Source organism: Marivita sp. NO-S04 (assembly GCF_059070475.1).
Window position 1 is genome coordinate 2,250,325 of record NZ_CM180980.1, and the last position, 25,307, is coordinate 2,275,631.

General features: G+C 60.6%; 24 protein-coding genes. 13 read left to right on the forward strand and 11 right to left on the reverse strand.

The features are described from left to right. Positions 1 to 36 precede the first annotated feature (36 nt). Positions 37 to 1,047, forward strand: coding sequence for an alpha/beta hydrolase family protein (locus ACK3EW_RS11630; protein ID WP_493806345.1), 1,011 nt, complete (start codon positions 37 to 39; stop codon positions 1,045 to 1,047). 86 nt (positions 1,048 to 1,133) lie between these two features. Next, on the forward strand, positions 1,134 to 2,654 hold the full coding sequence (locus ACK3EW_RS11635) for a winged helix-turn-helix domain-containing tetratricopeptide repeat protein (protein ID WP_493806346.1): 1,521 nt from the start codon (positions 1,134 to 1,136) through the stop codon (positions 2,652 to 2,654). Here ACK3EW_RS11635 and ACK3EW_RS11640 read toward each other — a convergent pair. After that, positions 2,651 to 2,851 (reverse strand): hypothetical protein, encoded by a 201-nt coding sequence (locus ACK3EW_RS11640; protein WP_493806347.1) that lies wholly within the window; start codon positions 2,849 to 2,851, stop codon positions 2,651 to 2,653. The two genes, ACK3EW_RS11635 and ACK3EW_RS11640, sit on opposite strands and share 4 nt — an antisense overlap. A 153-nt stretch (positions 2,852 to 3,004) precedes the next feature. Between ACK3EW_RS11640 and ACK3EW_RS11645 the strand changes: the two genes are divergently transcribed. The 3 genes from ACK3EW_RS11645 (at position 3,005) to prpE (ending at position 6,095) form a co-directional block, all read left to right on the forward strand. After that, complete coding sequence (locus tag ACK3EW_RS11645) at positions 3,005 to 3,412, forward strand: OB-fold nucleic acid binding domain-containing protein (RefSeq protein ID WP_493806348.1); 408 nt, start codon at positions 3,005 to 3,007, stop codon at positions 3,410 to 3,412. A gap of 42 nt (positions 3,413 to 3,454) precedes the next feature. Next, a complete protein-coding gene (locus ACK3EW_RS11650) occupies positions 3,455 to 3,970 on the forward strand; it encodes a peptidoglycan-binding domain-containing protein (protein ID WP_439118818.1) in 516 nt (171 codons plus the stop codon). Between the two features lie 232 nt (positions 3,971 to 4,202). Continuing rightward, positions 4,203 to 6,095, forward strand: a complete 1,893-nt coding sequence (prpE, locus tag ACK3EW_RS11655) for a propionate-CoA ligase PrpE (RefSeq protein ID WP_493806349.1) — start codon at positions 4,203 to 4,205, stop codon at positions 6,093 to 6,095. A 104-nt stretch (positions 6,096 to 6,199) separates the two neighbouring features. Here the strand turns inward: prpE and ACK3EW_RS11660 are convergent, their stop codons facing one another. The 5 genes from ACK3EW_RS11660 to gorA form a co-directional block, all read right to left on the reverse strand. Next, complete coding sequence (locus ACK3EW_RS11660) at positions 6,200 to 7,594, reverse strand: Do family serine endopeptidase (protein WP_493809728.1); 1,395 nt, start codon at positions 7,592 to 7,594, stop codon at positions 6,200 to 6,202. Between the two features lie 226 nt (positions 7,595 to 7,820). Continuing rightward, positions 7,821 to 8,012: a DUF2065 domain-containing protein gene (locus ACK3EW_RS11665; RefSeq protein ID WP_085629304.1), complete on the reverse strand. Its 192-nt coding sequence runs from the start codon at positions 8,010 to 8,012 to the stop codon at positions 7,821 to 7,823. Beyond that, complete coding sequence (gene hflC, locus ACK3EW_RS11670) at positions 8,009 to 9,043, reverse strand: protease modulator HflC (RefSeq protein ID WP_439118816.1); 1,035 nt, start codon at positions 9,041 to 9,043, stop codon at positions 8,009 to 8,011. Before hflC ends, ACK3EW_RS11665 begins: the two co-directional genes overlap by 4 nt. Continuing rightward, the gene (hflK, locus tag ACK3EW_RS11675; protein WP_493806350.1) at positions 9,043 to 10,218 is read right to left on the reverse strand and encodes an FtsH protease activity modulator HflK; all 1,176 of its coding nucleotides are present in this window, start codon (positions 10,216 to 10,218) and stop codon (positions 9,043 to 9,045) included. Before hflK ends, hflC begins: the two co-directional genes overlap by 1 nt. A gap of 71 nt (positions 10,219 to 10,289) precedes the next feature. Then, entirely contained in the window at positions 10,290 to 11,729 is a 1,440-nt protein-coding gene (gene gorA / locus ACK3EW_RS11680) for a glutathione-disulfide reductase (protein ID WP_493806351.1), read from the reverse strand. Between the two features lie 139 nt (positions 11,730 to 11,868). On the opposite strand from gorA, the gene ACK3EW_RS11685 reads away from it, so the two are divergent. Beyond that, entirely contained in the window at positions 11,869 to 13,152 is a 1,284-nt protein-coding gene (locus ACK3EW_RS11685; RefSeq protein WP_493806352.1) for a tetratricopeptide repeat protein, read from the forward strand. A gap of 17 nt (positions 13,153 to 13,169) precedes the next feature. On the opposite strand, the gene rpiA is transcribed toward ACK3EW_RS11685, so the two are convergent. Then, on the reverse strand, positions 13,170 to 13,952 hold the full coding sequence (rpiA, locus tag ACK3EW_RS11690) for a ribose-5-phosphate isomerase RpiA (protein ID WP_493806353.1): 783 nt from the start codon (positions 13,950 to 13,952) through the stop codon (positions 13,170 to 13,172). A gap of 130 nt (positions 13,953 to 14,082) precedes the next feature. Continuing rightward, a complete protein-coding gene (locus ACK3EW_RS11695; RefSeq protein ID WP_493806354.1) occupies positions 14,083 to 14,259 on the reverse strand; it encodes a hypothetical protein in 177 nt (58 codons plus the stop codon). Between the two features lie 157 nt (positions 14,260 to 14,416). On the opposite strand from ACK3EW_RS11695, the gene ACK3EW_RS11700 reads away from it, so the two are divergent. The 3 genes from ACK3EW_RS11700 (at position 14,417) to ACK3EW_RS11710 (ending at position 17,532) form a co-directional block, all read left to right on the forward strand. After that, on the forward strand, positions 14,417 to 15,112 hold the full coding sequence (locus ACK3EW_RS11700) for a glutathione S-transferase family protein (protein WP_493806355.1): 696 nt from the start codon (positions 14,417 to 14,419) through the stop codon (positions 15,110 to 15,112). Positions 15,113 to 15,114: 2 nt separating this feature from the next. Further along, positions 15,115 to 16,488, forward strand: a complete 1,374-nt coding sequence (locus ACK3EW_RS11705) for an L-serine ammonia-lyase (protein WP_493806356.1) — start codon at positions 15,115 to 15,117, stop codon at positions 16,486 to 16,488. A gap of 99 nt (positions 16,489 to 16,587) precedes the next feature. Then, entirely contained in the window at positions 16,588 to 17,532 is a 945-nt protein-coding gene (locus ACK3EW_RS11710) for a DMT family transporter (protein ID WP_493806357.1), read from the forward strand. Here the strand turns inward: ACK3EW_RS11710 and ACK3EW_RS11715 are convergent. Then, positions 17,456 to 18,139 carry a thiamine diphosphokinase gene (locus tag ACK3EW_RS11715; RefSeq protein WP_493806358.1) on the reverse strand — a complete coding sequence of 228 codons (684 nt, stop codon included), beginning with the start codon at positions 18,137 to 18,139 and terminating at the stop codon, positions 17,456 to 17,458. The genes ACK3EW_RS11710 and ACK3EW_RS11715 overlap by 77 nt on opposite strands. Before the next feature lie 139 nt (positions 18,140 to 18,278). On the opposite strand from ACK3EW_RS11715, the gene ACK3EW_RS11720 reads away from it, so the two are divergent. Next, positions 18,279 to 20,687, forward strand: a complete 2,409-nt coding sequence (locus ACK3EW_RS11720; protein WP_493806359.1) for a hypothetical protein — start codon at positions 18,279 to 18,281, stop codon at positions 20,685 to 20,687. 72 nt (positions 20,688 to 20,759) lie between these two features. On the opposite strand, the gene ACK3EW_RS11725 is transcribed toward ACK3EW_RS11720, so the two are convergent. Continuing rightward, positions 20,760 to 20,981 (reverse strand): DUF2842 domain-containing protein, encoded by a 222-nt coding sequence (locus tag ACK3EW_RS11725; protein WP_439118805.1) that lies wholly within the window; start codon positions 20,979 to 20,981, stop codon positions 20,760 to 20,762. Between the two features lie 16 nt (positions 20,982 to 20,997). Next, positions 20,998 to 22,293, reverse strand: coding sequence for an adenylosuccinate synthase (locus ACK3EW_RS11730; RefSeq protein WP_085629292.1), 1,296 nt, complete (start codon positions 22,291 to 22,293; stop codon positions 20,998 to 21,000). A 235-nt stretch (positions 22,294 to 22,528) separates the two neighbouring features. Here ACK3EW_RS11730 and ACK3EW_RS11735 point away from each other — a divergent pair, with 235 nt between their 5' ends. The 3 genes from ACK3EW_RS11735 to pyrG all read left to right on the forward strand — a co-directional run bounded on the left by ACK3EW_RS11735 (position 22,529) and on the right by pyrG (position 25,306). Then, positions 22,529 to 22,924 carry a DUF6524 family protein gene (locus ACK3EW_RS11735; protein ID WP_085629446.1) on the forward strand — a complete coding sequence of 132 codons (396 nt, stop codon included), beginning with the start codon at positions 22,529 to 22,531 and terminating at the stop codon, positions 22,922 to 22,924. Positions 22,925 to 23,065: 141 nt separating this feature from the next. Then, positions 23,066 to 23,437: a preprotein translocase subunit SecG gene (gene secG, locus ACK3EW_RS11740; RefSeq protein ID WP_439118804.1), complete on the forward strand. Its 372-nt coding sequence runs from the start codon at positions 23,066 to 23,068 to the stop codon at positions 23,435 to 23,437. Positions 23,438 to 23,662: 225 nt separating this feature from the next. Continuing rightward, a complete protein-coding gene (gene pyrG / locus ACK3EW_RS11745; protein ID WP_493806360.1) occupies positions 23,663 to 25,306 on the forward strand; it encodes a CTP synthase in 1,644 nt (547 codons plus the stop codon). Position 25,307: the final 1 nt, after the last annotated feature.

A 25,307-nucleotide genomic window follows, 5' to 3' on the forward strand; every position in this document is an offset into this window, starting at 1 on the left:
TCTGCCCCATCACACACCCCCATGATGGAGACCGACATGACCTTGAAACCCACCCTCACCGCACTGCTGCTCAGCGCCAGCGCGCTTGCCGCACAGGACAGTACGACCGGGATGCAACAGTTGATGATCCTCGACACCCAGGACACGCGCCACCTCGAGGGGTTCCTGTGGTATCCCGCGCAGGCCAGCAGCACCGTGCAGGCTCATGGCAATGCCGTGTGGGAACCGATCAACGTGGCCCCTGATGCGCCTGCGATTTCGGGTCAGTTCCCACTTGTGGTGTTATCTCACGGCATGTTCGGCAATGCCCGCAATCAGGCATGGCTCGCGGAACGGCTGGTGGCCCAAGGCTATGCCGTGGCGGCCATCGACCATCCCGGCACATCGACCTTTCAGCGTGACTTGGATCACCAGCGCGAACTCTGGAACCGGCCGAAAGACATCTCGCGGCTGATTGACCACCTGTCTGCTGATCCGCGTATCGACGCAGGGCATATCTATATGGCCGGTCATTCACTGGGCGGGTTCACTGCAGTGGCATTGGCAGGTGGACGCTACGACCCCGACGGGTTCGACGCGTTCTGCGCCGCCATGCCTGACGATCTGGTCTGTGGTATCTTCAACCGCTGGAACGTCGCCAAATCGCCAGAGGACCGGATCGCTATGGCCCAAGACCTGTCCGACGACCGCATCCGCGCGTTCGCGGTGTTCGATCTGGGCGGCACGCAGACCTTTGCGGCAAAGAGCCTTGGGGCCATCGACAGCCCGATGCTGGTCTATGGTGCGCCAGTTGATCTTGAGGGGCTGAACCTTGACATCGAAAGCCGCGCCTTGGTCGCCGCTCTGCCTGCCGCAGTGACAACTTACTATGAGCCGGAAAGCCTCGCGCATTTCGACTTTTTAGGCGTCTGCACTGGAAACGGACTGGCCATCCTGAAGGACGAAGAACCCGACGATGCCTTCGTCTGCGCCGAGGGCCGCGAGGCACGGCGGGCCGAGCACGCCCAGATCGCGAGCGACGTGGCGGCGTTCTTTGCGCAGCACTAAGACCTTGCGCCAACGGAAATGTGCAAACCCGTTGGCGCGACCTTTAATCTGCCGTTAGGGTTTGCCAAACAGCATCGGACCCGCAGATGACCGCTTTGCAGATCAACGACTCCAGCCGCAGCGTGACGCTTGACGGCCAACCTGTGACGCTCGGCGCGCGGGCGTTTGATGTGTTGACCTATCTGGCAAACCACCCCGACCGCGTCATCACCAAGGAAGAATTGCTCAATCATGTCTGGGCCGGTGTGCTGGTCGAGGAAAGCAACCTCACCGTCCAGATCGCGGGGTTGCGCAAGGCTCTTGGGAAAGAGGCCATAAAAACGGTTCCCGGTGTTGGCTACAAGTTCACGCTGGAAGGGGACAGCGACCTTGGGCAAATGCCGCAAATGCCGCGAACGACGCAAACCGTTCCGGACATCCCGTCGCTGGCGGTCCTGCCCTTTGCCAACCTGACCGGGTCCGAGGACAACGGGTATCTCGTGGATGGGATCGTCAACGAGATCACTTCGGCCCTCGCACGGGTGTCGTCGTTCTTTGTCATCTCCAACACCTCGACCTTCACCTACCGCGGCAAAGCGGTGGATCTGGGGGAGGTCGGGCGCGATTTGGGGGTGCGTTACATCCTTGAAGGCAGCATCCAGAAGGCGGGCGACCGTCTGCGCATCTTTACCCAACTGGTCGAGGCCAAAACCGCGCGGATGATCTGGCACGACCGTTTCGATGGCAGCGCCGAGGATATCTTCGATCTGCAGGACAGGGTCGCCGAAAGCGTGGCAGCTGCGATCGAGCCAAAGCTGATCTGGGCCGAAGCGGCGCGGGCGCGGGCCAAGCCAACCGACAGCTTGAAAGCGTATGATTTGTGTATGAAGGCGGCACCGCTGGTCTACCGGCAAAACTCGCTGAGCGATCTTGAAGAGGGATTGTCGCTATTGCAGCAAGCTGTCGATCTGGACCCGAATTACATCCAGGCCAAGGGGTTGATCTGCTGTGCGCATACCGGCTCTTTCGCGACGCGCTGGTGGCCCTTCGAAAAGGCACAAGCCGCTCTGCCCGTCGCTAAAGAGGTTCTGGACCATGATCCGGACGATCCGGTCAGTCTGGCTTATGCAGGGCATTACATGGCCTACATCGGACGTGAAACCAAGGCGGGATTGACCGCGCTACAAAAGGCTAACACTCTCAATCCGAACTCTGCCACTATCGCAATGTTGCTGGGTTGGGTGCATATCTACCGAAACGAAAACGACGAAGCGATTGTGCATCTCCAACGCGCGCTGCGGATCAGCCCTCTTCATCCGCAAATCGGGATCTTCACCTCGGGCATCGGCAACGCGATGTTTCACAAAGGGGCGTTCGAAGAAGCGCGCGACTACTATGAACAAGCGTTGGCGCAATACCCCGAATTCGCTACTGCCCATATGGGATTGATGGCGATCTACTGGAAGCTCGGTGAGTTTGAGAAGTCTGCCAAGATGGCCGAGTTCTTTCGACGCAAGGTGCCGGACATGACCATTGCAACTTTTGTGCGCACGCGACCACAAGACAATCCAATCTATCGCGACACGGTCATTGCTGCTTTTCGCGCCAACGGCTTTCCCGAGGATTAACGCATCAGCTTGTCGACGGCGCGGCGGTGCGCTTCGGCGCGGTGCTGGGCGGCGACGATCTGATCGGGGGATGTGCCGGGACGTGTGGTGATGGCTGTCACGCGGGCTGCGATGAATTTTACCAAGCGGTCAACAATGCTTTTAGCATCGAATGCGGTGTTTGTGCCTGCAGTCTTGCGTGTGTCGAAATAAGCCATGATGCCCTCATTGGAATGTGTTGCTGTCTGACCCGACACTCTCACGCGGCAGGGCTTCACGTCCTTAAGGCAGGATTAAGCGTTCCAAAGCGATCCGAAATCTGCGGAAACTGCGGGCTTGCACGCTTTGGCAAATGTTCTATTTTTGTTCTTATGCGTGTTGTCACCCCCCGCCCCGCCCAAACCGACTGGCCGCGTCCACCGTCCTGCCTGCGGGCTGACCAGTTGCGCCTGCCGCCCGACAATGCGCGCATCACGGTGGCGGGGCTGGTGATCCTGCGGCAGCGGCCCGGCACCGCCAAGGGCGTGATCTTCCTCACGCTGGAAGACGAAACCGGAACGGTGAACATCATCGTCTGGCGCAAGCTTTACGAGCGCTACCGCCGCGCGGTGATCGCCGGGCGCATGCTGCGCGTCACCGGACGGCTGCAAAGCGAAGGCGACGTGATCCATGTGATCGCCGAAGTGATCGAGGATATCTCGCCCCTTCTGGATCAGCTTCTAGCCCCCGCGCCAGAGGATGCGCCAGAGGCGCTTTCGCCAGACACCCAAACAGGCTAGACTGCGGCAAAGCAGAAACAGGCAAACAGGCGCACATCCTCCGTGACCCCCCTCCCGCCAGCGATCCGGGCTCTGTGGGCCGTGGCCTTGGCCGCCCTTTCGGGATGTACGGGCGCGGGGGAGTACAGGGACGACGCTGTGAATGTGCCGGTGCCCGATTTCGCCTCGGCCCAGATCGACCCACCGCCGGGCGTTAACCCGGATGGGTGCTGGGTACGCGACGTGGCTCCCGCCGAACTGCAAACCGTGACCCGGCAGGTCGAAGTGGCTCCGACCCGGTTTCGCACGGAAACGGTTCAGGTGATCAAACGAGAACGACAAGAGCTGATCTTTGAGACCCCCTGCCCCGACAGGCTGACGCCCGAGCTGATCTCGACGCTGCAACGCGCGCTTGAGGCCCGTGGACTTTATCGCGGAGCGATCACCGGTGTGATGGACGTGTCCACCAGGTTGGCCGTGCGCCGCTACCAAAACGCCAACGGCCTGCCCAGCGGTCTGCTGTCGATCCAATCGGCCCGGGGCCTTGGCCTTCTGGCGACACCGCGCGACCAGTTGTGAGGTCCGCGACTCAGGTCACGCAAGTTTGCACACACGAGTTTGCAACTTTGCAAAATCGCTGATCGCGAACATCATCTCTGCATAATAGCGGTATGTTTGCAAAAGTTTGCAATTTGATAGCGCCGAAACTGCAAAGTTTTTGCGGCCTTCTGCCGCGCGGAGGATCGCGAGACTTGCCGCAACGGCCCGCGCGCCGTACCCAAATGCCAACACGTCACAGGAGGAGATCGGCATGGGCTACCAAGAGGTGTATGAGGGCTGGAAATCCGACCCCGAGGGGTTCTGGATGCAGGCCGCCGAAGCGATTGACTGGGACCAGAAACCCAGCAAGGCGCTTTTCGACAAGGGCAACGACCTCTATGAATGGTTTGCTGACGGCCTGACCAACACCTGCTGGAACGCCGTTGACCGCCATGTCGAAGCCGGGCGCGGCGGACAGGTGGCGATCATTCATGACAGCCCGATCACCGGGACCCTGCACAAGATCACCTATTCCGAACTGCGCAATCGCGTTGCCCGTCTGGCCGGGGCTCTGCGTGCCAAGGGCATCGAAAAGGGCGACCGCGTCATCATTTACATGCCGATGGTCCCCGAAGCGCTTGAGGCGATGCTTGCCTGTTCCCGTCTGGGCGCGATCCATTCTGTGGTGTTTGGTGGATTTGCCGCCAACGAATTGGCCGTTCGCATCGACGACGCCACACCCAAGGCGATCATCGCCGCCTCCTGCGGACTCGAGCCGGGGCGCGTGGTGCATTACAAACCGCTGCTGGATGGGGCCATCGAATTGGCCAAACACAAGCCCGATTTCACCGTCATCTTCCAACGCGAGCAGGAAGTTGCCAAGCTGAACGACGGGTATGATTTCGATTGGCACGGCTTCCAGTACGGTGTGGAGCCAGCAGATTGCGTGCCGGTCGAAGGCAATCACCCCGCCTACATCCTCTACACCTCTGGCACCACCGGCGCACCCAAGGGCGTGATCCGTCATACAGGCGGGCATCTGGTGGCGCTGAACTGGTCTATGAAGAACATCTACAATGTCGACCCCGGCGACACGTTCTGGGCCGCGTCCGACGTGGGCTGGGTCGTCGGCCACAGCTATATCTGCTATGCGCCACTGATCCACGGCAACACCACTATCGTGTTCGAAGGCAAGCCCGTGGGCACCCCCGATGCGGGCACCTTCTGGCGGGTGATTTCCGATCACAATGTGCGCAGCTTCTTCACCGCCCCCACCGCGTTCCGCGCCGTCAAACGCGATGATCCGAAGGGCGAATTCGTGGGCAAGTACGACATCTCTTGCCTGCGGGCGATCTACCTTGCGGGGGAACGGGCCGATCCCGACACCATCGAATGGGCGCAGAAGGTCACTGGCAAACCCATTTACGACCACTGGTGGCAGACGGAAACCGGCTGGACCATCGCGGGCATGCCTGCAGGGATCGAAGCACTGCCGGTCAAGATCGGGTCACCGTCGGTGCCAATGCCGGGCTATGATGTGCAGATCCTCGACGAGGCAGGTCATGCGATGAAGCCCGGCGAACTGGGCGCGATTGCCGTCAAGCTGCCGCTGCCCCCCGGCACGCTGCCGACGCTTTGGAACGCAGAGGACCGGTTCCGCAAATCCTACCTGTCGCACTTCCCCGGCTATTACGAGACCGGCGATGCAGGTATGATCGATGAGGATGGATACCTTTACATCATGGCGCGCACTGATGACGTGATCAACGTCGCAGGCCACCGCCTGTCCACCGGCGGCATGGAAGAGGTACTGGCGGCACACCCGGACGTGGCCGAATGCGCTGTGATCGGCGTGACGGATCAGCTCAAGGGTCAGTTGCCGATGGGCTTTGTCTGCCTGACCACAGGTGTGAACCGGCCGCATGACGAGATCGTCAAGGAATGCGTCAAGCTGGTGCGCGATAAGATCGGCCCAGTGGCGGCGTTCAAGCTGTGCGCCGTGGTCGACCGCTTGCCCAAGACCCGGTCGGGCAAGATCCTGCGGGCGACGATGGTCAAAATCGCGGATAGCGAAGAATTCAAGCTGCCCGCGACGATCGACGATCCGGCGATCCTCGACGAGATCAAGGTCGCGCTGCAGGGCATGGGCTACGCAAAGGGGTAAGGGCAGTGGATGCGTTGGCGCGTCCGTTGACGGAAAAAGACCTCTGACAAAAGCAAAAGGGCGCCGAAATCATCGGCGCCCTTTCGCATTTCCCGGCGGTGACCTTACTGGTCTTCCGCAATCGTCAGAGCCACAAAACGCGGGTCTCCGGCGCGGCGCACCAAAAGCAGGATCGACTTGCGGCCTGCCTCTTGTGCCTCGGCAATCCGCTCTTCCAGATCGGTGAGCGCCAGCACCTGAGCCTGACCGGCTTCGGTGATCACGTCACCCGCGCGCAGGCCTTTCTCGAAGGCTTCGGAAGTTTCATCAACATCCATAACTGCAAGACCCTTGGCGGTTTCGGGCAGTTCAAGCTGCTCGCGGATTTCGGCGGTCAACGGGCTGAGGGTCAGTCCCATCAGTTCCATCGACATCGGCGCCTCTTCCTCTTCTGGTCCAGGCTGTGATGCGGGTACAGCGCTTTCGGCTTCTTCACGGCGACCCAAGGTCACCAAAAGCGTTTGAGTGGCACCGTCGCGGTTGACGACGACGCGCACAGCTTTGCCGACCTCAGTGTTGCCCACCTGACGCACCAGACCGCGTGTGTCTTCGACTTCGCGGCCATCAAAGCTGACAATCACGTCGCCTGCCTGCATGCCCGCTTCCATTGCCGGACCTTCTGGCACATCAGAGACCAGAGCGCCCTTGGCAGATGCCAGACCCAACGCTTCGGCCACATCATCGGTCACATCCTGAATACGCACGCCCAACCATCCGCGGCGGGTTTCGCCAAATTCCTTGAGCTGGTCGACCACGCGGGTCACCACGTTGGAGGCCATCGAGAAACCGATCCCGATGGAACCGCCATTGGGCGACAGGATTGCGGTGTTCACGCCGATCACATCGCCGTTCATGTTGAAAAGCGGGCCACCGGAGTTGCCGCGGTTGATGGCGGCGTCGGTCTGAATGTAGTCGTCATAGGTGCCGCTGAGGGCACGGTTGCGGGCGGATACGATGCCAGCAGAAACCGAAAAGCCCTGTCCCAGCGGGTTGCCCATGGCCATCACCCAGTCACCGACACGGGCAGTGTCACTGTCGCCAAAGCTGACGAACTTCAGCGGCGTTTCGCTTTCGACCTTGAGCAGCGCGATATCGGTGTTCGGATCAGTACCAATGATGGTCGCGGGCAGCTCGAACCCTTCAAAGAATTCGATCAGCACCTCATCGGCGCCCTCGATCACGTGGTTGTTGGTGACGATAAACCCGTCTTCCGAGATCACGAACCCCGACCCCAGTGCGGAGGAGCGGCGCGGGCGATCGCCCTGACCGTTGCGGTCCTGAAATTCACGAAAGAAATCTTCGAACGGGGATCCCTCGGGCACGATGCCTTGGGGGCCAGTGCGCCCGGCGACCGTGGTCGAGGTTGTGATGTTCACGACCGAAGGGCTGATCTTTTCAGCAAGGTTCGCAAAACTTTCCTGCGCGTGACCCATCAGCGACTGCGCGACGATGAGGATCATGGACAACGAGGTCAGCCAGAACATGCGCAATGGCGTGCTCTGATCCCGTTGGATGGTTTTTGCCTGTGAGGTCAAGGGAAACTCCTTCGTCTTTGGTGCGGTGCGGCGACCGACACCAGCCTGTTATGCTTTCAATGTAGGTGCGCGGACGCAACACGCAAACAGGAAAGCGATGGTTCAAGCTTATGTGACTTGATCGTGACGAAGCCAAAAAGCGCAGGGCGGTTCAAAACGCCTGCAATATCCACAACATGGTGATGCCAGCGGCGATTGCGGACACGCCGATCAGGCGGCGCATATCAAGCGGCATGTCGCGCATCGCCTCGAGCATGCGTTCGATAAGCGAAGGGGCCAGCGCATAGGCCAGCCCCTCGATGATCAGCACAAGTGCAATCCCTTGGATTACAGTCTCGATCAATTGGTCGCATCCTCAACGGGTGCAGCCTGTTCTTCCAGTTGCTGTTCAAGCCGCTGACGTTCGGCTTCGGGCAGGTTGGGCGAAATCGTCGCCTCGGGGGCCATTTCGCGCAGGCTTTCGATGTCGAACTCCTGTACGGCGATCTGCCCCAGACCGTCGGCACGGATCGCACCGAACATCTGGCCGAGGAATTGGCTGTCCGGTGAGAACACGAGGGTCGACGTATCTTTGTTCAGCGACTGCTCCATTGCAGCCAGTGATCGGTAAAACGCAAAGAAATCCGGGTTGCTGCCATAGGCTTCGGCATAAATCCGGTTCCGTTCGGCGTCGGCCTCACCCTGTGTAATGCTGGCCTCCCGCTGGGCGTTCGACACCGTCTCTACCACCGTACGGTCAGCAGCAGCACGCACACGCTGCGCGGCTTCGTTACCACGGGCGATTTCGTCGGCAGCTTCGCGTTCACGTTCGGCGCGCATCCGAGCAAATGTTGCGGACAAGTTCTGTTCCGGCAAGTTGGTCTGCTTGAGACGCACATCCACTATCTCGAGCCCGAGGCCCGCCGCACTGGTGCGCGCCTGATCTCGAATACGCAACGCCAGATCGCGCCGCGCCGGGGACAGGATGGTGTCGGACGTGACCTGATCCGCACCCAGAACTTCTCGGATTTGAGCGTTCAGAACCGAGGACAGGCGGTCTTCGGCAACACGTGTGCCACCGATGCCTACGGCCTGACGGAACTGAACCACATCCGCGATCCGGTAGCGGGTGAAGGCGTCGACGACCAGACGACGGTCATCCGAGGGGGTGACTTCGATCGTGTCCGTGTCGAGCGACAGGATCCGCCCGTCATAGCGCACGACCTCTTGGATGATCGGAAGCTTGAAGTTGAGACCCGGCTCTTCGACAACCTTTTTGATCTGGCCGAATTGAAGGACCAACGCTTTTTCACGTTCGTCGACGATAAAGATCGACGACAGAACACCGACGAGCGCAAGAACGCCAATCGGCAGGAGGAAAGCAGATTTACGCATCAGTTCGACCCTCCAGTGGTGGATTGCCCGGAACGGCGCAGTTCATTGATCGGCAAGTAAGGCAATACGCCCTGCCCGTCCGAGCTTCCGGTTTCGTCGAGCAGAATTTTGTCCATATCCCCCAAGGTCCGTTCGATTGTCTCAAGATAGAGGCGACGCTGCGTGACTTCGGGCGCTTGATTGAATTCCTGCGCCACGGCGATAAAGCGGCTTGCCTCACCGATGGCTTCGTTCACGACACGTGCCCGGTAGCCTTCGGCCTCTTCGAGGATCTGGGCGGCCGAGCCGCGCGCTTCGGCGAGAACGCGGTTGGCGTAGGCGTCAGCCTGACGCTGCAAGCGGTCGCGTTCCTGTTCTGCGGCCTGAACTTCGCGGAAGGCGTCGATCACTTCGCTGGGCGGGTCGGCGGTATCAAGGTTCACACGTACGATGGTGATTCCGCTTTCGTATTCATCCAGCGTCGCCTGAATGTTCTCGCGGGCGGTGTCTGCGATCAGACCACGATCCCGGTTCAAGATCGGCGCAAGGTTCGTCGCGGCGATGATTTCGCGCATCACCGCTTCGGACACCGCCTGTACCGTCACCTGCGGGTCGCGCAGGTTGAACAGCAGTTTGGCCGGGTCATTGATGTTCCACACGACCTGAAAGTCGATATCCACGATATTCGCGTCCGTGGTCAGCATGAGGCCATCACCCCCGGCACCGCGACCGCCACCGATATTCTCGGTACGTTCAGACGTCACGTTGACGACTTCTGCGGTCACAAGGGGCCACGGCGCAAAGTTCAGACCGGGGTTGCCGGTCGAGTAATATTCACCAAGGAACAGCTCGACTGACTGTTCTTCCGGGCGCACGGTGTAAAAGCTGCTGAACGCCCAAAGCGCGATCGCGCCCAGCGCGGCAAGCCCAACGGTTCCACGTGTCAGCTTGAAGCCGTCGCCTCCGTCACCGCCGCCTGCGCCGTTTGTGCCACCATTGCCGCCGCGACCGCCCATAAGGACGCGCAGCCGTTCCTGGCCCTTTTTCATCAATTCGTCGATCTCGGGTATCTGTGGTTGGTTGCCATCGCCCGGACGACGCCCACCCCCATTGTTGCCACCGCGCGGGCGATCGTCGCCACGGTCTCCACCGTTGTTACCGCCGCCACCCCACGGGCCGCCACTGTTACCTGCCATCTGGTCTTTTCCCCTCTCGGAACATTCGGTCTTTCATGTCACGTTCTTACCTGTGGGCAAAGCTTGGAAATTCAAGCCGTGCGCATCGGTTTGCGCATTGTGACGATCTCTTCGGACATGGTTGGGTGGACTGCGACCGTGCGGTCGAAATCCTCTTTTGTAGCGCCCATCTTCACCGCAATGCCCGCCAACTGGATCATTTCGCCCGCGCCAGGCGCGACGATGTGACAGCCCAGAACCTTGCGGGTTTCCTGACTGACGATCAACTTCATCAACACCCGGCCGGGTTTGTCAGCAAACGCCGACTGCATTGGTCGGAACGACGCGCAATACACCTCGATCGGTTCTTGGTCGCGGGCCTGTTCTTCCGTCAGACCAACTGTGCCAAGCTCTGGCTGGGTGAACACCGCAGACGGGATCAGGTCGTGATCCACCTTGGTCGGGTTGCCGTTGAATACGGTTTCAACAAAGGCCATGCCTTCGCGGATCGCCACAGGCGTCAGGTTCACGCGGTCGGTGACATCGCCGATGGCGTAGACCGACGGAACCTTGGTCTGGCTGTAGTCGTCCACCTCGATGGCACCGCCACGTCCCAATGTCACACCGACCTCTTCGAGGCCCATGTCGTCGCTGTTGGGGCGACGACCGGTTGCAAAAAGCACCTGATCGAACACCTTGATATGGCCATTGGTGGATTTCACCTTGAGCGGCCCCTCTTGCGGCGCATCCTTGACGGGCATGGCGTATTGTGTCGCCTCGACAGGCGCATCCATGCCGTCGTCATCCCCTTCGCGATAACAATCCATTTCCACGATGTTGGTGCCGGTGTGCAGATCAACGCCCAGTTCGCGCATCGATTCCGCAATCAGGCCGCGCGCCTCGTCGTCAAAGCCGCGCAGGATTTGCGCGCCACGGTAATATTGCGTCACGTCCACACCCAACCCTGCAAGGATGCAGGCGAATTCGCAAGCGATGTAGCCGCCGCCGATGATAAGAATGGATTTCGGCAAGTTTTCGAGGTGGAAAATGTCGTCCGACACGATCCCCAGATGCGCGTTCGGCATGTCCGGGCGGACCGGACGCCCACCTGTCGCGACCAGGATGTGTTTGGCGGTAAAGGTTTCGCCCGTCGACAGTTCGACGGTGTGCGGGTCTTTCAGGCGTGCACGGGCATCATAGGTGGTCACACCAGACCCAGCGAGGAGTTTGCGATATACCCCTTCCAGCCGATCCAGCTCCTTGTTCAGATGGCCAGAGAAGGTCTGCCAGTCAAAACCTCGGTTGAGCATATCCCAACCGTAATGCGTGGCCTCTTCCACCATGCCGCCGTAACCGCTGGCGAATACCATCAGCTTCTTGGGCACACACCCTCTGATCACGCAGGTGCCGCCATAGCGGTCTTCTTCGGCCAGTGCTACCTTGGCCCCCGCCTCGCCCGCCGCGACACGTGCCGCGCGCACACCGCCAGAACCGCCACCAATCACAAAAAGATCGTAGTCGAATGTGGTCATGGTCGGCTCCTTCTAATTGCGCGCAAAGATATTTCACATGGCGACGGGGAAGGCCAGAGAGGGATGCTCACACATCGTCACGCCTACGTTGCCGGATCCGGGTTTTCCGCCTAAGCTGTCTTGGAACTGGGGGCTGGCAATGAAACAGGACAGATACGGCAACACGATCTCGACCCGGTCGGACGCCGCCCGCGATCACTACATAGCCGCGACCGACCAGCTTTTGGCGGGGCAGCCGGGCATCTCGGACCGGTTCCAAAGCGCTATCGACCATGATCCGGATTTTGCGCTGGCCCATGTCGGTCTGGCCCGTGGTCTGCAATATGAAAACAGACTGCCAGAGGCCAAGGTGGCGATGGCGGCGGCACGGGACGCGAAAGCTCCGCGCTCTGAGCGCGAGGCCAGCCATATCGCGGCGTTTGACCTGCTGCTGTCAGGCAAGACCGCACAGGCCTACCCGGCCATCCGCGCCCACGTGGACAACCATCCGCGCGATGCGCTGCTGGCGCAGACCTGTTCTTCGGTGTTCGGGCTGATCGGTTTTTCCGGCAAGCCGGGGCGCGAGGCGGAAACGCTGGCTTACATGGCCAAACTGCTACCTCATTACGGCGAGGATTGGTGGTGCCTGAGCCAGTATGCGTTTGCGCTCTGTGAAACCGGCAATCTTGACGCGGCGGATCATTACATCGAACGGTCACTTGCGCTGAACCCGCGCAATGCAAATGGTGCGCATGTGCGCAGCCACATTTATTACGAAACCGGCGATATCGACCTTGGGGTGTCGTACCTCACTGAATGGCTCGAACCCTATGACCGGGCGGGATATCTGCATGGTCACCTGTCGTGGCACGCCGCCCTTTGGGCACTGGAACAGGGCGACACGCAAACGATGTGGCACCGGCTTGAGACCGACATCCGGCCGGATGTGTCGCAGAGCATGCCGATCAATGTGCTGACCGATGCGGCGTCCTTGCTGTTTCGCGCGGAGCTTGCGGGAGTGGAGGTGCCACAGGACCGTTGGCACGAAATCAGCGCCTACGCGCAGCGCTTTTTCCCAAAGACCGGGATCGGATTTATCGACATCCATGCCGCATTGGCCCACGCGATGGCCGGGGATGGGGGCGCGCTGATGCAGATCATCGCTGCGCCCAACCCAAGCACGGGCGATGTGGTCACACCTTTGGCAGAAGCGTTTCGCGCGCTGGCACAACAGAACTGGGCCGAGGCGACGTCGTTGTTGATCGGTGCGATGAGCGATCATGCGCGCCTTGGTGGCAGTCGCGCCCAGCGCGATCTACTGGAATTCGCCCTGCTGGCCGCGTTGCTGAAACAGGGCAAGGACGGGGAAGCGAAGCACTTGCTTGCCCTGCGTCGGCCTGCATTGGTTGGCACACTATCTGTGCATGGGTTGTCTGTTCACTGACGCTTAGGCAACCGCGATCAGATGTCGGAAAAGAGGTTGTCGTTTTCCACAAGGTCGATGCGATCTTCGCTGACCGTACCCTCATTGATGTCACGGGTTTCGACACGGCCATCGCTGTAACCGATGATGACCTTGTCGCAGAGATCGACAAACAGTCCGTTCTCGACAACGCCGGGCATCTGGTTCAGCGCCATCGCCAGTTGTCGCGCATTGCCGATCCGGCTGAGGTGCAGATCGAGGATGTAATTGCCCTCATCCGTGAGAAACGGCTTGCCAGCGTTCATGCGTAAGGTGATCCGGCGACCCATCACATCGGCCGCGACCAGCAGTTCTTCCACCAGCATCTGGGTTGTGGTCCAGCCGAACGGGATCACTTCAATCGGCAATGGGAACGCACCGAGCGTGCCCACTTCCTTGGCGGCATCGGCAATGACAACGACTTCTTCGCTGGCTGCCGCCACGATCTTTTCATGCAGTAGCGCACCGCCGCCACCCTTGATCAGGTTAAGATCGCGGTCGAATTCGTCTGCGCCGTCGATAGTGATGTTGAGCGTGCCCGCCTCGTCCAGCGTGATCACTTCAATCCCGACCTGACCTGCCAGCTGTGCAGTGCGGGCCGAGGTCGGCACGCCCTTGATCCGCAGACCTTCGTCGCGGACCCGGTCACCCAGATGACGAACAAGCCAAGCCGCTGTCGAACCGGTGCCCAGACCGACGCGCATCCCGTCCTCGACCATGTCCGCCGCGCGTTTTGCAGCGACGAATTTGGCCTTGTCGATGGGCGACAACTCTCCGGGCATGGGCGGCTCCTTGGGCAGGTTTGTGCACCTTATAGGACGTCACATCGCGCGGGGCGAGACCGAATTCTTCGAATCCGTCGCGTGACATTGTCCTGTGCCCGTGTCTTGCGATCCACAAGACCTGTGCAGCCTACCGGTTGCGGTCGGGGGTATTGGTCGACGGAACCGGCGGTAAGGGCAGTGTGTCCACGGAAGGCACCGATGGAAACATCACCGGATAGGCCATCGCCGCGCGCGGCACAAAGGCCCAAGCGATGATGGTCAGCAAGGCGGCAAACCACGCAAGTCGGTTCAGATAGGTCGTCATCAGCATCCCTTTCGCATCATGTCTGCCGATCCCTTGCAGCATATGTGCCAACACTCTGGCCGACACCGGTAAAGACAGGGTTAAGCACATCGTTTTTTCGCTGCCACGCGCCGCTTTCGCATCCTCGACGCGACACGCTTCGCGCTACACCCGCGACATGAGCTATGTGTTGCATTACGCCCCTGACAACGCCTCTCTGGTCGTGCGACTGGTGCTGGAAGAAATGCGCCTGCCTTACCGCACGGCGCTGGTGGATCGCAGCCGATCGGCACAGCACGGGGCCGCGTACAAACGCCTGAACCCGGTGGGCCGTATCCCTGCTTTGGAAACGCCCCATGGTCCGGTTTTTGAAACAGCGGCGATTTGCCTTTGGCTGGCCGATCGTCACCGGGAAGTCGTGGCCTTGTCGCCTGATCTGACAGATCCAACGCGGGGACCGTTTCTCAGCTGGCTGTTCTACCTGTCAAACACCGTGCATGCCGAGATGCGCACACTGTTCTACCCGGCGCTGATCGCTGGGCCCGGCCCAAGGCAACAGGCCGTGGCCCGCCAGCAGGTGCAGACGTCGCTGGCCACGCATTTCGACCTGTTGAACAGTCACTACGCCCCGGCGAACAAAGCGCTGACGATCTGCGACCTTTATCTTGCGGTCTTGCTGCGTTGGCCTGCGCTTTATCCGGTCGACGCGGATCGAAGCTGGTTCGACGTGTCACTCTGGCCCAACCTGCATGCCCTTGCTCAACGGATCGAGGCGCGCGACAGTGTGCGGGCTGCGGCCACGGCCGAAGGGTTGGGGCCATCCCCTTTTTCCAATCCGCAACCCGCAACGCCACCTGAAGGGAGCGCGCTTTAACCATGTTTCTGTCTGTCTTCGACATGTTCAAGGTCGGGATCGGCCCGTCCTCTTCCCACACAATGGGTCCGATGGTCGCCGCCGCGCGGTTTCTTGACCGGTTGCGCAAAGCACCGTTTTCCGTGGCCGGCGTCAAGGCGTCCCTGCATGGCTCGCTGGCCTTTACCGGGGTCGGACATGCCACCGACCGCGCCACCATTCTTGGCCTCGCCGGGTTTGTTCCCGAAAGCTACGACCGTGACAAGGCGGATGCGACACTGGCCCAGATCAAGGCAACCAAGACTGTCACACCGGACGGGTTGCCCGCACTGCGGTTCGATCCCGAAACCGATTTGAATTTCGATTTCGGTCCCAACCTGCCCGGCCACGCCAATGGCATGATCCTGAGCGCGACCGACCCGCAAGGTGACGTGATCCTGCAAGAGACCTACTATTCCATCGGCGGCGGTTTCGTGATGACCCAAGCTGAACTGGACGCAGGCAAAGATTCGGACGACGGAACGCCGGTGCCCTACCCGTTCAAATCAGCAGCCGAGATGCTGGAGATGGCCGCAATATCTGGTCTTAGCATCGCAGAGATGAAACGCGCCAATGAACTGGCCCGCAGGTCCGTCACCGATCTTGATGCTGGCATGCGCCGACTTTGGCAGGTGATGAACGATTGCATCGACCGGGGTCTTGGGAATGACGGCATCCTGCCCGGCGGGCTGAACGTCAAACGCCGCGCCAAGGGCATCCACGAGAAACTGCTTGCCGAACGCGGCATGAACCTGACGGCACCGCACACGATCAACGACTGGATGAGCGTCTATGCTATGGCGGTGAACGAGGAAAACGCAGCCGGGGGTCAGGTTGTGACCGCACCGACCAATGGGGCCGCCGGGGTGGTGCCCGCCACGATCCGCTACTACCTTGACCATGTGCCGGGCGCGACATCCAGCCGTGTGCCCGAGTTTCTGCTGACCGCCGCCGCTATTGGGGGACTGGTCAAATTCAATGCGTCGATCAGCGGTGCCGAAGCCGGGTGTCAGGCCGAAGTGGGCAGTGCCAGCGCGATGGCCGCCGCAGGGCTCTGCGCTGTGCTGGGCGGCACGCCCATGCAGATCGAAAACGCCGCCGAGATTGCGCTGGAACATCACCTCGGGATGACCTGCGATCCGGTTAAGGGGCTGGTGCAGGTACCCTGCATCGAACGCAACGGGTTGGGGGCGATCAAGGCAGTCAGTGCGGCCAGCCTCGCCTTGCGTGGCGACGGCACTCATTTCGTCCCGCTTGATTCGGCGATTGAGACCATGCGACAGACCGGTGCGGACATGCATGAGAAGTACAAGGAAACCTCGTTGGGTGGGTTGGCGGTCAACATTCCAAACTGCTAAACCTTGCGGAATTCCCTGAAAACGGGCGCATTCCGGCTGCGACTTACGTAGCAAAAGGAGAGCGCTGACAGATCAACTCAACCAAGGGTAGCGTTCGACATGACACAAGACCGCCCCACCCTTGGAATCGCGCTCATGCTGGGTTTCTGCGTTGTCGCTCCGATGGGGGACGCGATCGCCAAGATCCTGTCGAACAAAGTGGCGCTTGGACAGTTGCTTCTTATCCGCTTCGGTGTTCAGGCTGTGGTGCTTATTCCAATCATTGCCGTGACGGGCCGCGTCTGGCGGATGTCGCAGCGGGTGTTTGTCCTGACCCTTCTGCGCACACTGATGCACATCGTTGGGATCGGGATGATGGTGTCCGCGCTCTATTACCTGCCGCTGGCCGACGCCATCGCCATCGCCTTCGTGATGCCGTTCATGATGCTTCTGCTGGGGCACTATGTTCTGGGAGAAGAGGTCGGGATGCGCCGCATGATCGCCTGTGCGGTCGGATTTCTGGGCACCCTTCTGGTCATTCAGCCCTCGTTTCAAGAAGTGGGTTGGCCCGCGCTGTTGCCGATGGGGGTTGCGGTCAACTTTGCCCTGTTCATGCTGGTCACTCGCAAGATCGCCAAGGAGACCGATCCCATCGGTCTGCAGGCCGTGTCCGGTGTGATCGCACTTGCTCTGATGGCGCCGATCCTGTTTCTGGTGCCCGACACGGTCGCACCGATCCTTGCATGGGACAGTCTTTTGCCCTCAAGCACATGGACGCTTCTGGTGGCCATTGGTCTGTCCGGCACGCTTGCGCATCTGCTCATGACATGGTCGCTGCGTTATGCACCGTCCACCACCTTGGCGCCGATGCAGTATCTTGAGATCCCCATCGCAACCATCATCGGCTTTGCGGTGTTCGGCGACTTGCCCAACATGATGGCATCGGTCGGCATTCTGATCGTGATGGCCGCGGGACTGTATATCGTGTTCAGAGAGCAGGCCATGAGCCGCCAGCCTGAACCAGTGCCTGTTGCAGAACGGACCGTTCAGACACCGGCAGAATGATCAGCAATCCCGGCGACTGCACGGTCAGTGTGACAGGGCCATCTGCCCGGTTCGATGTCCCGACGCGCCCACCCGGTGACAGCTCTAACCCGTCAATCGGCCACTTCAGGCCAGTGGATGCACCCATCACGGGACGCATTGGATAGAGCGACACACGGGTGCCTGCGGGCAGCGGCAGGTCGATGCGGGCGGGCAGATGTGCCACCACATCCTGTTCGCCGATCAGGACAATCGCCCGGTCCGGATAGCGCGCCATGACGGTCATGGCGGCCAGCAGGTGATCGACCTGCCCCCCAAGAAACCCGATGCCCAGCACAAGAGGCGCTTCGATGAAGCGGATCGCCTTGTCGAAATCTGTGCTGTCCTGCTCTGTGATAAGATGCACCGCCTCTGGGGGGATCGCGGCACGCGTGGCGGCAGACACCGAATCAAGGTCCCCGATCAACGCATCCGGAAGCCTTCCAACTTTGCGCAGCCAGTCTGCCCCGCTGTCAGCAGCGACCACCATGTTCACCTCGTCCAATACAGACATAAGCTGCGCATTGTCGCCATGCGCGCCACCGACAAGCAGGACTGGTTCCTGCGAGAAAACAATTGGATCGTTCATGGCTGATTAATGACGAAAGGCGAAACAGATCACAATCAGGACATGAAATGATACCGTAACGGGCACAGATTCGATGCGCTTTAGTCTTGGTAAAAATGTTAGCAAGACCATCGCAGAAGTTTGGAAAGCGGGTGATATTATGGTGAGTTCAAACAAGATACTCACGGTATCCTACGGGACTTTTTCATGTACGCTCGAAGGATTCGACAACTCCTTCGACACGATGAAGGCGATTGCGGAGTATTTCCGCGATCTTGCCCAGGATGACCGATATTTTGGTGCCGAACCACCGACACCGGATGCAGAAATGCTGGCCCGGATCGCAGAGCGTGAGATCGCGCGCCGTGTCGAAGCCCGCTTTGAGAAAGGTAATCTGGTTCTGCGTGCCTCTGAAGACGCCGAGACGCCGCATGGGGATGTCGCGCCGGAACAATCGAGGGACGCAGCCAAAGAGGACGCGACAGCTGGAGTGGCTGCCACTGCACTGGCTGTCGCGGCCCAATCGGCAGAGGCCGACGCCGCGATTGCAGACCCGTATGAAGGTACAGAGATCGCGACCACTGATGTTGACCTGTCCGACATTGATCTGTCCGATCTTGACCTATCCGACACGTCAGAGGGTCAGTCCGACACGTCAGAGGGTGCCGCCGAAGACGTGCTTGAGGACGTATCAGAGGATGTGGGCACCGATCTCACGGACCTGTCGATCGAAACCGAGGAAGATCACGCATTCAGCGCCGATGACATCCTTGATGCCGAAGAAACTGCGGGTGCGGAGACAAGCATCGAAGACCTGATCGCAGAACAAGGCGAAAAGGCCGAGCGTCGCGCCGAAGCCGACGCTTACGCAGCGCAGGAGGCCGCAGAGACGCCGGTCGTAACCGACAGCGTGGCCGAAAAGCTGCAACGCATCCGCGCCGTTGTTGCCTCAAAGGCGCAAGCGACCCCGGAATACATTGAAGACGAACACGCCATGTCCGGGCCGGACGGCGACGGCATCGACGAAAACGATGCAATCGACGCCACCGAGGTCTCGGCAATGGACGACAACCTCTTCACCGACACCATCGCGGCGGTTGTCTCTGACCAACTCGACATGGAGGCGGAAGACGAAGAAGATGCCCTTCTGCCCGAGATGTCTGATGACGACGAAGATGATTTTGAGGACGTGATCGCCCCGGTCGCCCATGACACGCCAAGCGAACTCGAGATCCTCCGCGCCAAGATCGCGGCACTTGAAGCCGCAGCCGCAGCGCAGTCAGAGGCCCCCACGGAACACACATCCGTCGAAACCGCAGACGACCTCGATCCGGTGATGAGCCTCGAGGATGAAGACGATCTTGGCGACGACGAAGACGACGCCCTTTTCCGAACCGAGGAAGACGAGAACGACACGCTCACCTTCGACGACGAAGATGAGGACGACGATGAAGACAACGCTCCGCTGGTGCTTGAAGACGCCGTGGCCGCTGATGACGATGCCGACGACCAAGACGACGCTCCCAAGCCGTTCGTTGCGCATGTCGCCAAGGCCAAGCGGGCCGATGTCAAAGCCGCGCTTGCTGCGGGCCGTCTGGAAGAATACGACGACGAAGACGAGGATGACGACGCCCCGATCGCGGCGGTCCGGCCCATCCCCGGCCTCGAAGACAGTTCTCTGACCCCCGAGCAAGAGGCAGAGCTGGCCCGCGAATTGGCCGACCTGCATGCCGAAATCGAAGAAGACGACGATTGGAATTTCGACGATGATGACGACGAAGATGACACCCAGTTCCTGACGGAAGCCGAGGAAGAATCTGCAAGCGCCAATATTCGCAAGGCCGTCAAGTTGACCAACCCGGCGCGTGCGATGTTGACAGACACCTCGATCGAGGAAGACGCCGGATCTGTCGAACGCTTGGTCGACAAGACCGACACCGAGATGGAAGAGCCCGAAGGCAACCGCCGCCGCAGTGCGATTGCGCATCTGCGCGCAGCCGCCGCCGCGACAAAGGCAGACCGCATTCTGGGCTTTGGCAAAAAGACCGTCGACGAAGAAGAACCCTATCGCGAAGACTTGGCCGATGCTGTGCGCCCGCGCCGTCCCAAGGTCACCGAAACGCGCTCTGCCCGCCCGGCACCTGTGCGCCCTGCGCCGCTCAAACTGGTTGCGGAACAGCGGATCGACGTCGAGACCGAAACCGACGCAGCCCCCATCCGCCCCCGCCGCGTGATGCGCAATGTCGAACCGGTCGAGGCTGCGGAAATGGGGTCAGGTACTGACGAAGGATTTGCCGAATTCGCCGAAAACCAAGGCGCGCACACACTGCCCGAATTGCTCGAAGCGGCAGCTGCGTACATGTCCTTTGTCGAAGGCCGCGACCAGTTCTCGCGTCCGCAACTGATGACCAAACTGCTTCAGGCAGAAGGCGAAGCCAGCTCGCGCGAGGAACGTCTGCGCAGCTTTGGTCAGCTTCTGCGCGACGGCAAGATCGAGAAAAAAGGCGGGGGCCGGTTTGCTGCCTCCGACAGCATCGGCTTCAAACCTGATGCGCGTGCCGCCGGCTGATCCAGATCATACCATACATGAAAAAGGCCGGACAGTCACGTCCGGCCTTTTTCATTGCGGCACCGCAAATGCCTAGTCCTTGGCGTCGGGATCAGGCTGGCCAATCCCCTTGAACACGAACTTGAACGGCACCGCCCAGAGAATTCCCAGCACGACATAGACCAGAAGCTCCACAAGGAAGGACGGCCGTTCCAACAAGTTGAGCACCGTCACACAGGCGATCACATAGGCGGGCATTCCTACCAGCAGGATCACCAGTGCCCACCGTTTCCGGGCCTTGAAGCTGAGCGCCATCCGCGCCTCCTTTCGATCAATCCGCGAACGGATCGGTCACGAGGATCGTGTCCTCCCGTTCGGGTGAGGTGGAAAGTAGGGCGACCGGGCACTCGATCAATTCCTCAATCCGGCGCACATACTTGATCGCCTCGGCGGGCAGATCGACCCAGGACCGGGCACCTTCGGTCGAATCCGACCAACCGGGCATTTCTTCGTAGATCGGCGTGCAGCGCGCCTGCTCTTCCGCTGCCGTGGGAAGGTAGTCATAACGCTGGCCGTCCAGTTCATAACCGACGCAGATCTTCAGCGTCTCGAACCCGTCGAGCACGTCCAGCTTGGTCAGGGAAATGCCATTCACGCCGCTGGTCGCGCAGGTCTGGCGCACAAGGCAGGCATCAAACCAACCGCAGCGTCGCTTGCGCCCGGTGGTGGTTCCGAACTCGTGCCCGCGTTCGCCAAGGCGCTGTCCGTCTTCATCTTCCAATTCGGTCGGGAACGGGCCCTCGCCCACGCGGGTCGTATAAGCTTTGACGATGCCCAGCACATAATCAATTGCGCCCGGGCCAAGCCCAACGCCAGTGGCCGCCTGTCCGGCGATGACGTTGGACGACGTCACAAACGGATAGGTGCCGAAGTCGATGTCGAGAAGCGCACCCTGCGCGCCTTCGAACAAGATCCGCTTGCCCGCCTTGCGCTTCTCGTTGAGCACTTTCCAGACGGGGGCAGCAAACGGCAGGATATGATCCGCGATCTCGATCAGTTGTGCCAGCAGCGCATCGCGGTCCACCGGTTCGAATCCCAGACCCTTGCGCAACGGATCATGGTGCTGCAACGCCCGGTCCACCCGCGCCTCCAACGTCGCACGGTCGGCCAGGTCAGCCACCCGAACAGAGCGACGGCCCACCTTGTCTTCATAGGCCGGGCCGATGCCGCGCCCGGTGGTGCCAATCTTGGTGCCCTTGCTGGCGGCTTCTTCGCGTGCCCGGTCCAGTTCGCCGTGAATCGGCAGGATCAGCGGCGTGTTTTCGGCAATCATCAGCGTCTCGGGCGTGATCTCCACCCCCTGAGCGCGGATCGTCGCGATCTCTTTCATCAGGTGCCACGGGTCCAACACGACGCCATTGCCGATCACCGAAAGCTTGCCCCCGCGCACCACGCCCGACGGCAGCGCGTGCAGCTTGTAGACCTTGCCGTCGATCACCAGCGTGTGACCGGCATTGTGCCCTCCTTGGAAACGGCAGATCACATCCGCCCGCTCCGAGAGCCAATCCACGATCTTACCTTTGCCCTCGTCGCCCCACTGGGCACCCACGACCACCACATTCGCCATGTCTTTAGACCTTTGCTGGAATTCCATCCGTCAAACCCGCGCCCGTATAGTGCGCAATCTTGGCGGGGGGAACCGGTTTTCCAATCCGGTTGCGTGACTTTTCATCTTGCACCAGCGCAAGTCCCTCAATTCTGCCCGATTGTCACAGGCACATCACCGTCTGGCATAGCCCTCTGGACAGCCCGCACCGCTTCGGGCCATCAATCGTCACCGTGTTGACGAAAGGCTGAAGTTGATGGGATTCCTGCTACGCTGGCTTTTTGCCTTCGTCCTTGTCGCGGTCACCTACAACCCGACGGATTACAATTTCGTCAGGTGGGCCGCGACCGAGGGGCAAAACCAGCTTTCTGTGACGGTACTTGCGGGGCTCGTGCTGTTGGTGGGGTATATCATCTATCTTCGCGCCACACTTCGCTCCATTGGGGCGTTTGGCATGCTGCTGATCCTCGCGCTTGTGGGGGCGCTCTTGTGGGTCGCCTATGATTTCGGCCTGCTCGACCTGCAAAACCGGGCGCTGACCATGTGGATCGGGATTTTCGCGCTGTCGCTGGTTCTGGGCATCGGACTGAGTTGGTCCATCGTTCGCCGCAAATTGTCGGGACAGGCGGATGTGGACGACGTTGAGGAGTAATCCCGGGCCGTTCTTCTTGTCTTTCCGAATACGCTGAAACACCGCTGACCAAAGACACGCGATCCGATCACCCATCACGGGTTGCACCATGCCGAACTTGGCCTTAGATACCCCCCATTCACGAAGAGGTCCGGGACAGCCATGGAAAACGTCGTTCTCATCATCCACCTCCTTCTTGCGCTCGCACTGATCGGCGTTGTGCTGCTGCAGCGCTCTGACGGCGGTGGGCTTGGCGCCATGGGCGGTGGTGGCGGAGGCGCAGTCAGCACGCGCAGCGCGGCCACGGGCCTTGGCAAACTGACATGGATCCTCGCTATCGCGTTTATCTGCACCTCGCTGACCCTGACCGTGATCGCGGCGCAGAATGCATCCGGCAGCTCTATTATGGATCGCCTGACCACAGGCGGCGGCACGTCCGAGGAAACCACCACAGACGGTCTTGACGCGGATGGCCTTCTGCCACCGCCATCGTCCATCGATCCGAACGCTCCGCTTCTGCCGCGCGCCGACTGATCAGGCACCGGCCCCGAACCAACGCGCGGCTCAAACCGGCCGCGCGTTTTTCTTTGCGCCACAGGCCCACCATCCCTTGAGGCACGGCAATCTGACGTAACATCATCTTGGGGTTCGGCCTTGCGTTTTGCCGGCGAATCCTCTACCGGTCAAATCCCGTGATGCTGTGCACCGAAGGCTGCGCAGATTGCATGATTTGCAGCACTTCGCGGGAGGTTTCCACACATGGCACGCTTTATCTTCATCACCGGCGGCGTGGTGTCCTCCCTCGGCAAAGGCCTCGCCTCCGCCGCCCTTGGCGCGCTCCTGCAAGCGCGTGGCTTTTCTGTTCGCCTGCGCAAGCTTGACCCATACCTGAACGTCGATCCCGGCACGATGTCACCGTTTGAACATGGCGAGGTGTTCGTGACCGACGATGGCGCGGAAACCGACCTTGATCTGGGCCATTACGAGCGCTTCACCGGCGTGCCCGCGCGCAAGACCGACTCCATCTCGTCAGGGCGCATCTACACCAACGTGCTCGAGAAGGAACGGCGCGGCGATTACTTGGGCAAAACGATTCAGGTGATCCCGCATGTCACCAATGAAATCAAAGACTTCATCTCGATTGGCGAGGATGAGGTGGATTTCATGCTCTGCGAAATCGGCGGCACGGTGGGCGATATCGAAGGCCTGCCGTTCTTCGAGGCGATCCGCCAGTTCAGCCAGGATAAACCGCGTGGCCAGTGTATCTTTATGCACCTCACCCTGCTGCCCTACATCAAAGCGTCGGGCGAGTTGAAAACCAAGCCGACACAGCACTCGGTCAAGGAACTTCGCTCTATCGGTCTGGCCCCCGACATCCTCGTCTGCCGCTCCGAAGGGCCGATCCCGGCCAAGGAACGCGAGAAGCTGGCGCTGTTCTGCAACGTGCGCCCCGACAGCGTGATCGCAGCACAAGACCTCAAGTCGATCTACGAAGCCCCCCTCGCCTATCACCGCGAAGGGCTGGATCAGGCGGTGCTCGACGCGTTCCAGATCACGCCCGCGCCCAAGCCCAACCTCAAGAAATGGGAAGACGTCGCCGACCGCATCTACAACCCCGAGGGCGAAGTGAAGGTCGCCATCGTGGGCAAGTACATCCAGCTTGAAGACGCCTACAAATCCATCGCAGAGGCGCTGACCCACGGCGGCATGGCCAACCGGGTCAAGGTCAACGTCGAATGGGTCGATGCCGAGATCTTTGAGCGTGAAGACCCCGCCCCCCATCTTGAAGGTTTCCACGCGATCCTCGTTCCCGGCGGCTTTGGCGAACGCGGCACCGAGGGCAAGATCAAGGCGGCGCAATTCGCCCGCGAACATAAAGTGCCCTATCTGGGCATCTGCCTTGGAATGCAGATGGCGGTGATCGAGGCCGCCCGCAACGTCGCCAAACTGCCCGATGCCGGGTCCGAGGAGTTCGACCACGAGGCCGGGAAAAAGCGTTTCACGCCCGTGGTGTACCACCTCAAGGAATGGGTGCAGGGCAACCAGACCGTCAACCGGAGCGTGGCCGACGACAAGGGCGGCACCATGCGCCTTGGCGCCTATGACGCGGTGCTGACGCCGGGGTCACATGTGGCCGAGATCTATGGCAGCACCACCATCACCGAACGCCACCGCCACCGCTACGAGGTCGACATCAAGTACCGTAAGGCGCTTGAGGAAGGCGGCCTCTGCTTCTCCGGCATGAGCCCCGACGGCCGCTTGCCCGAGATCGTCGAATGGCCCGACCACCCGTGGTTCATCGGCGTCCAGTTCCACCCTGAGCTGAAGTCGAAACCCTTTGACCCGCATCCGCTCTTCAAGGACTTTGTCCGGGCGGCGAAAGATGTGTCGAGGTTGGTGTAAG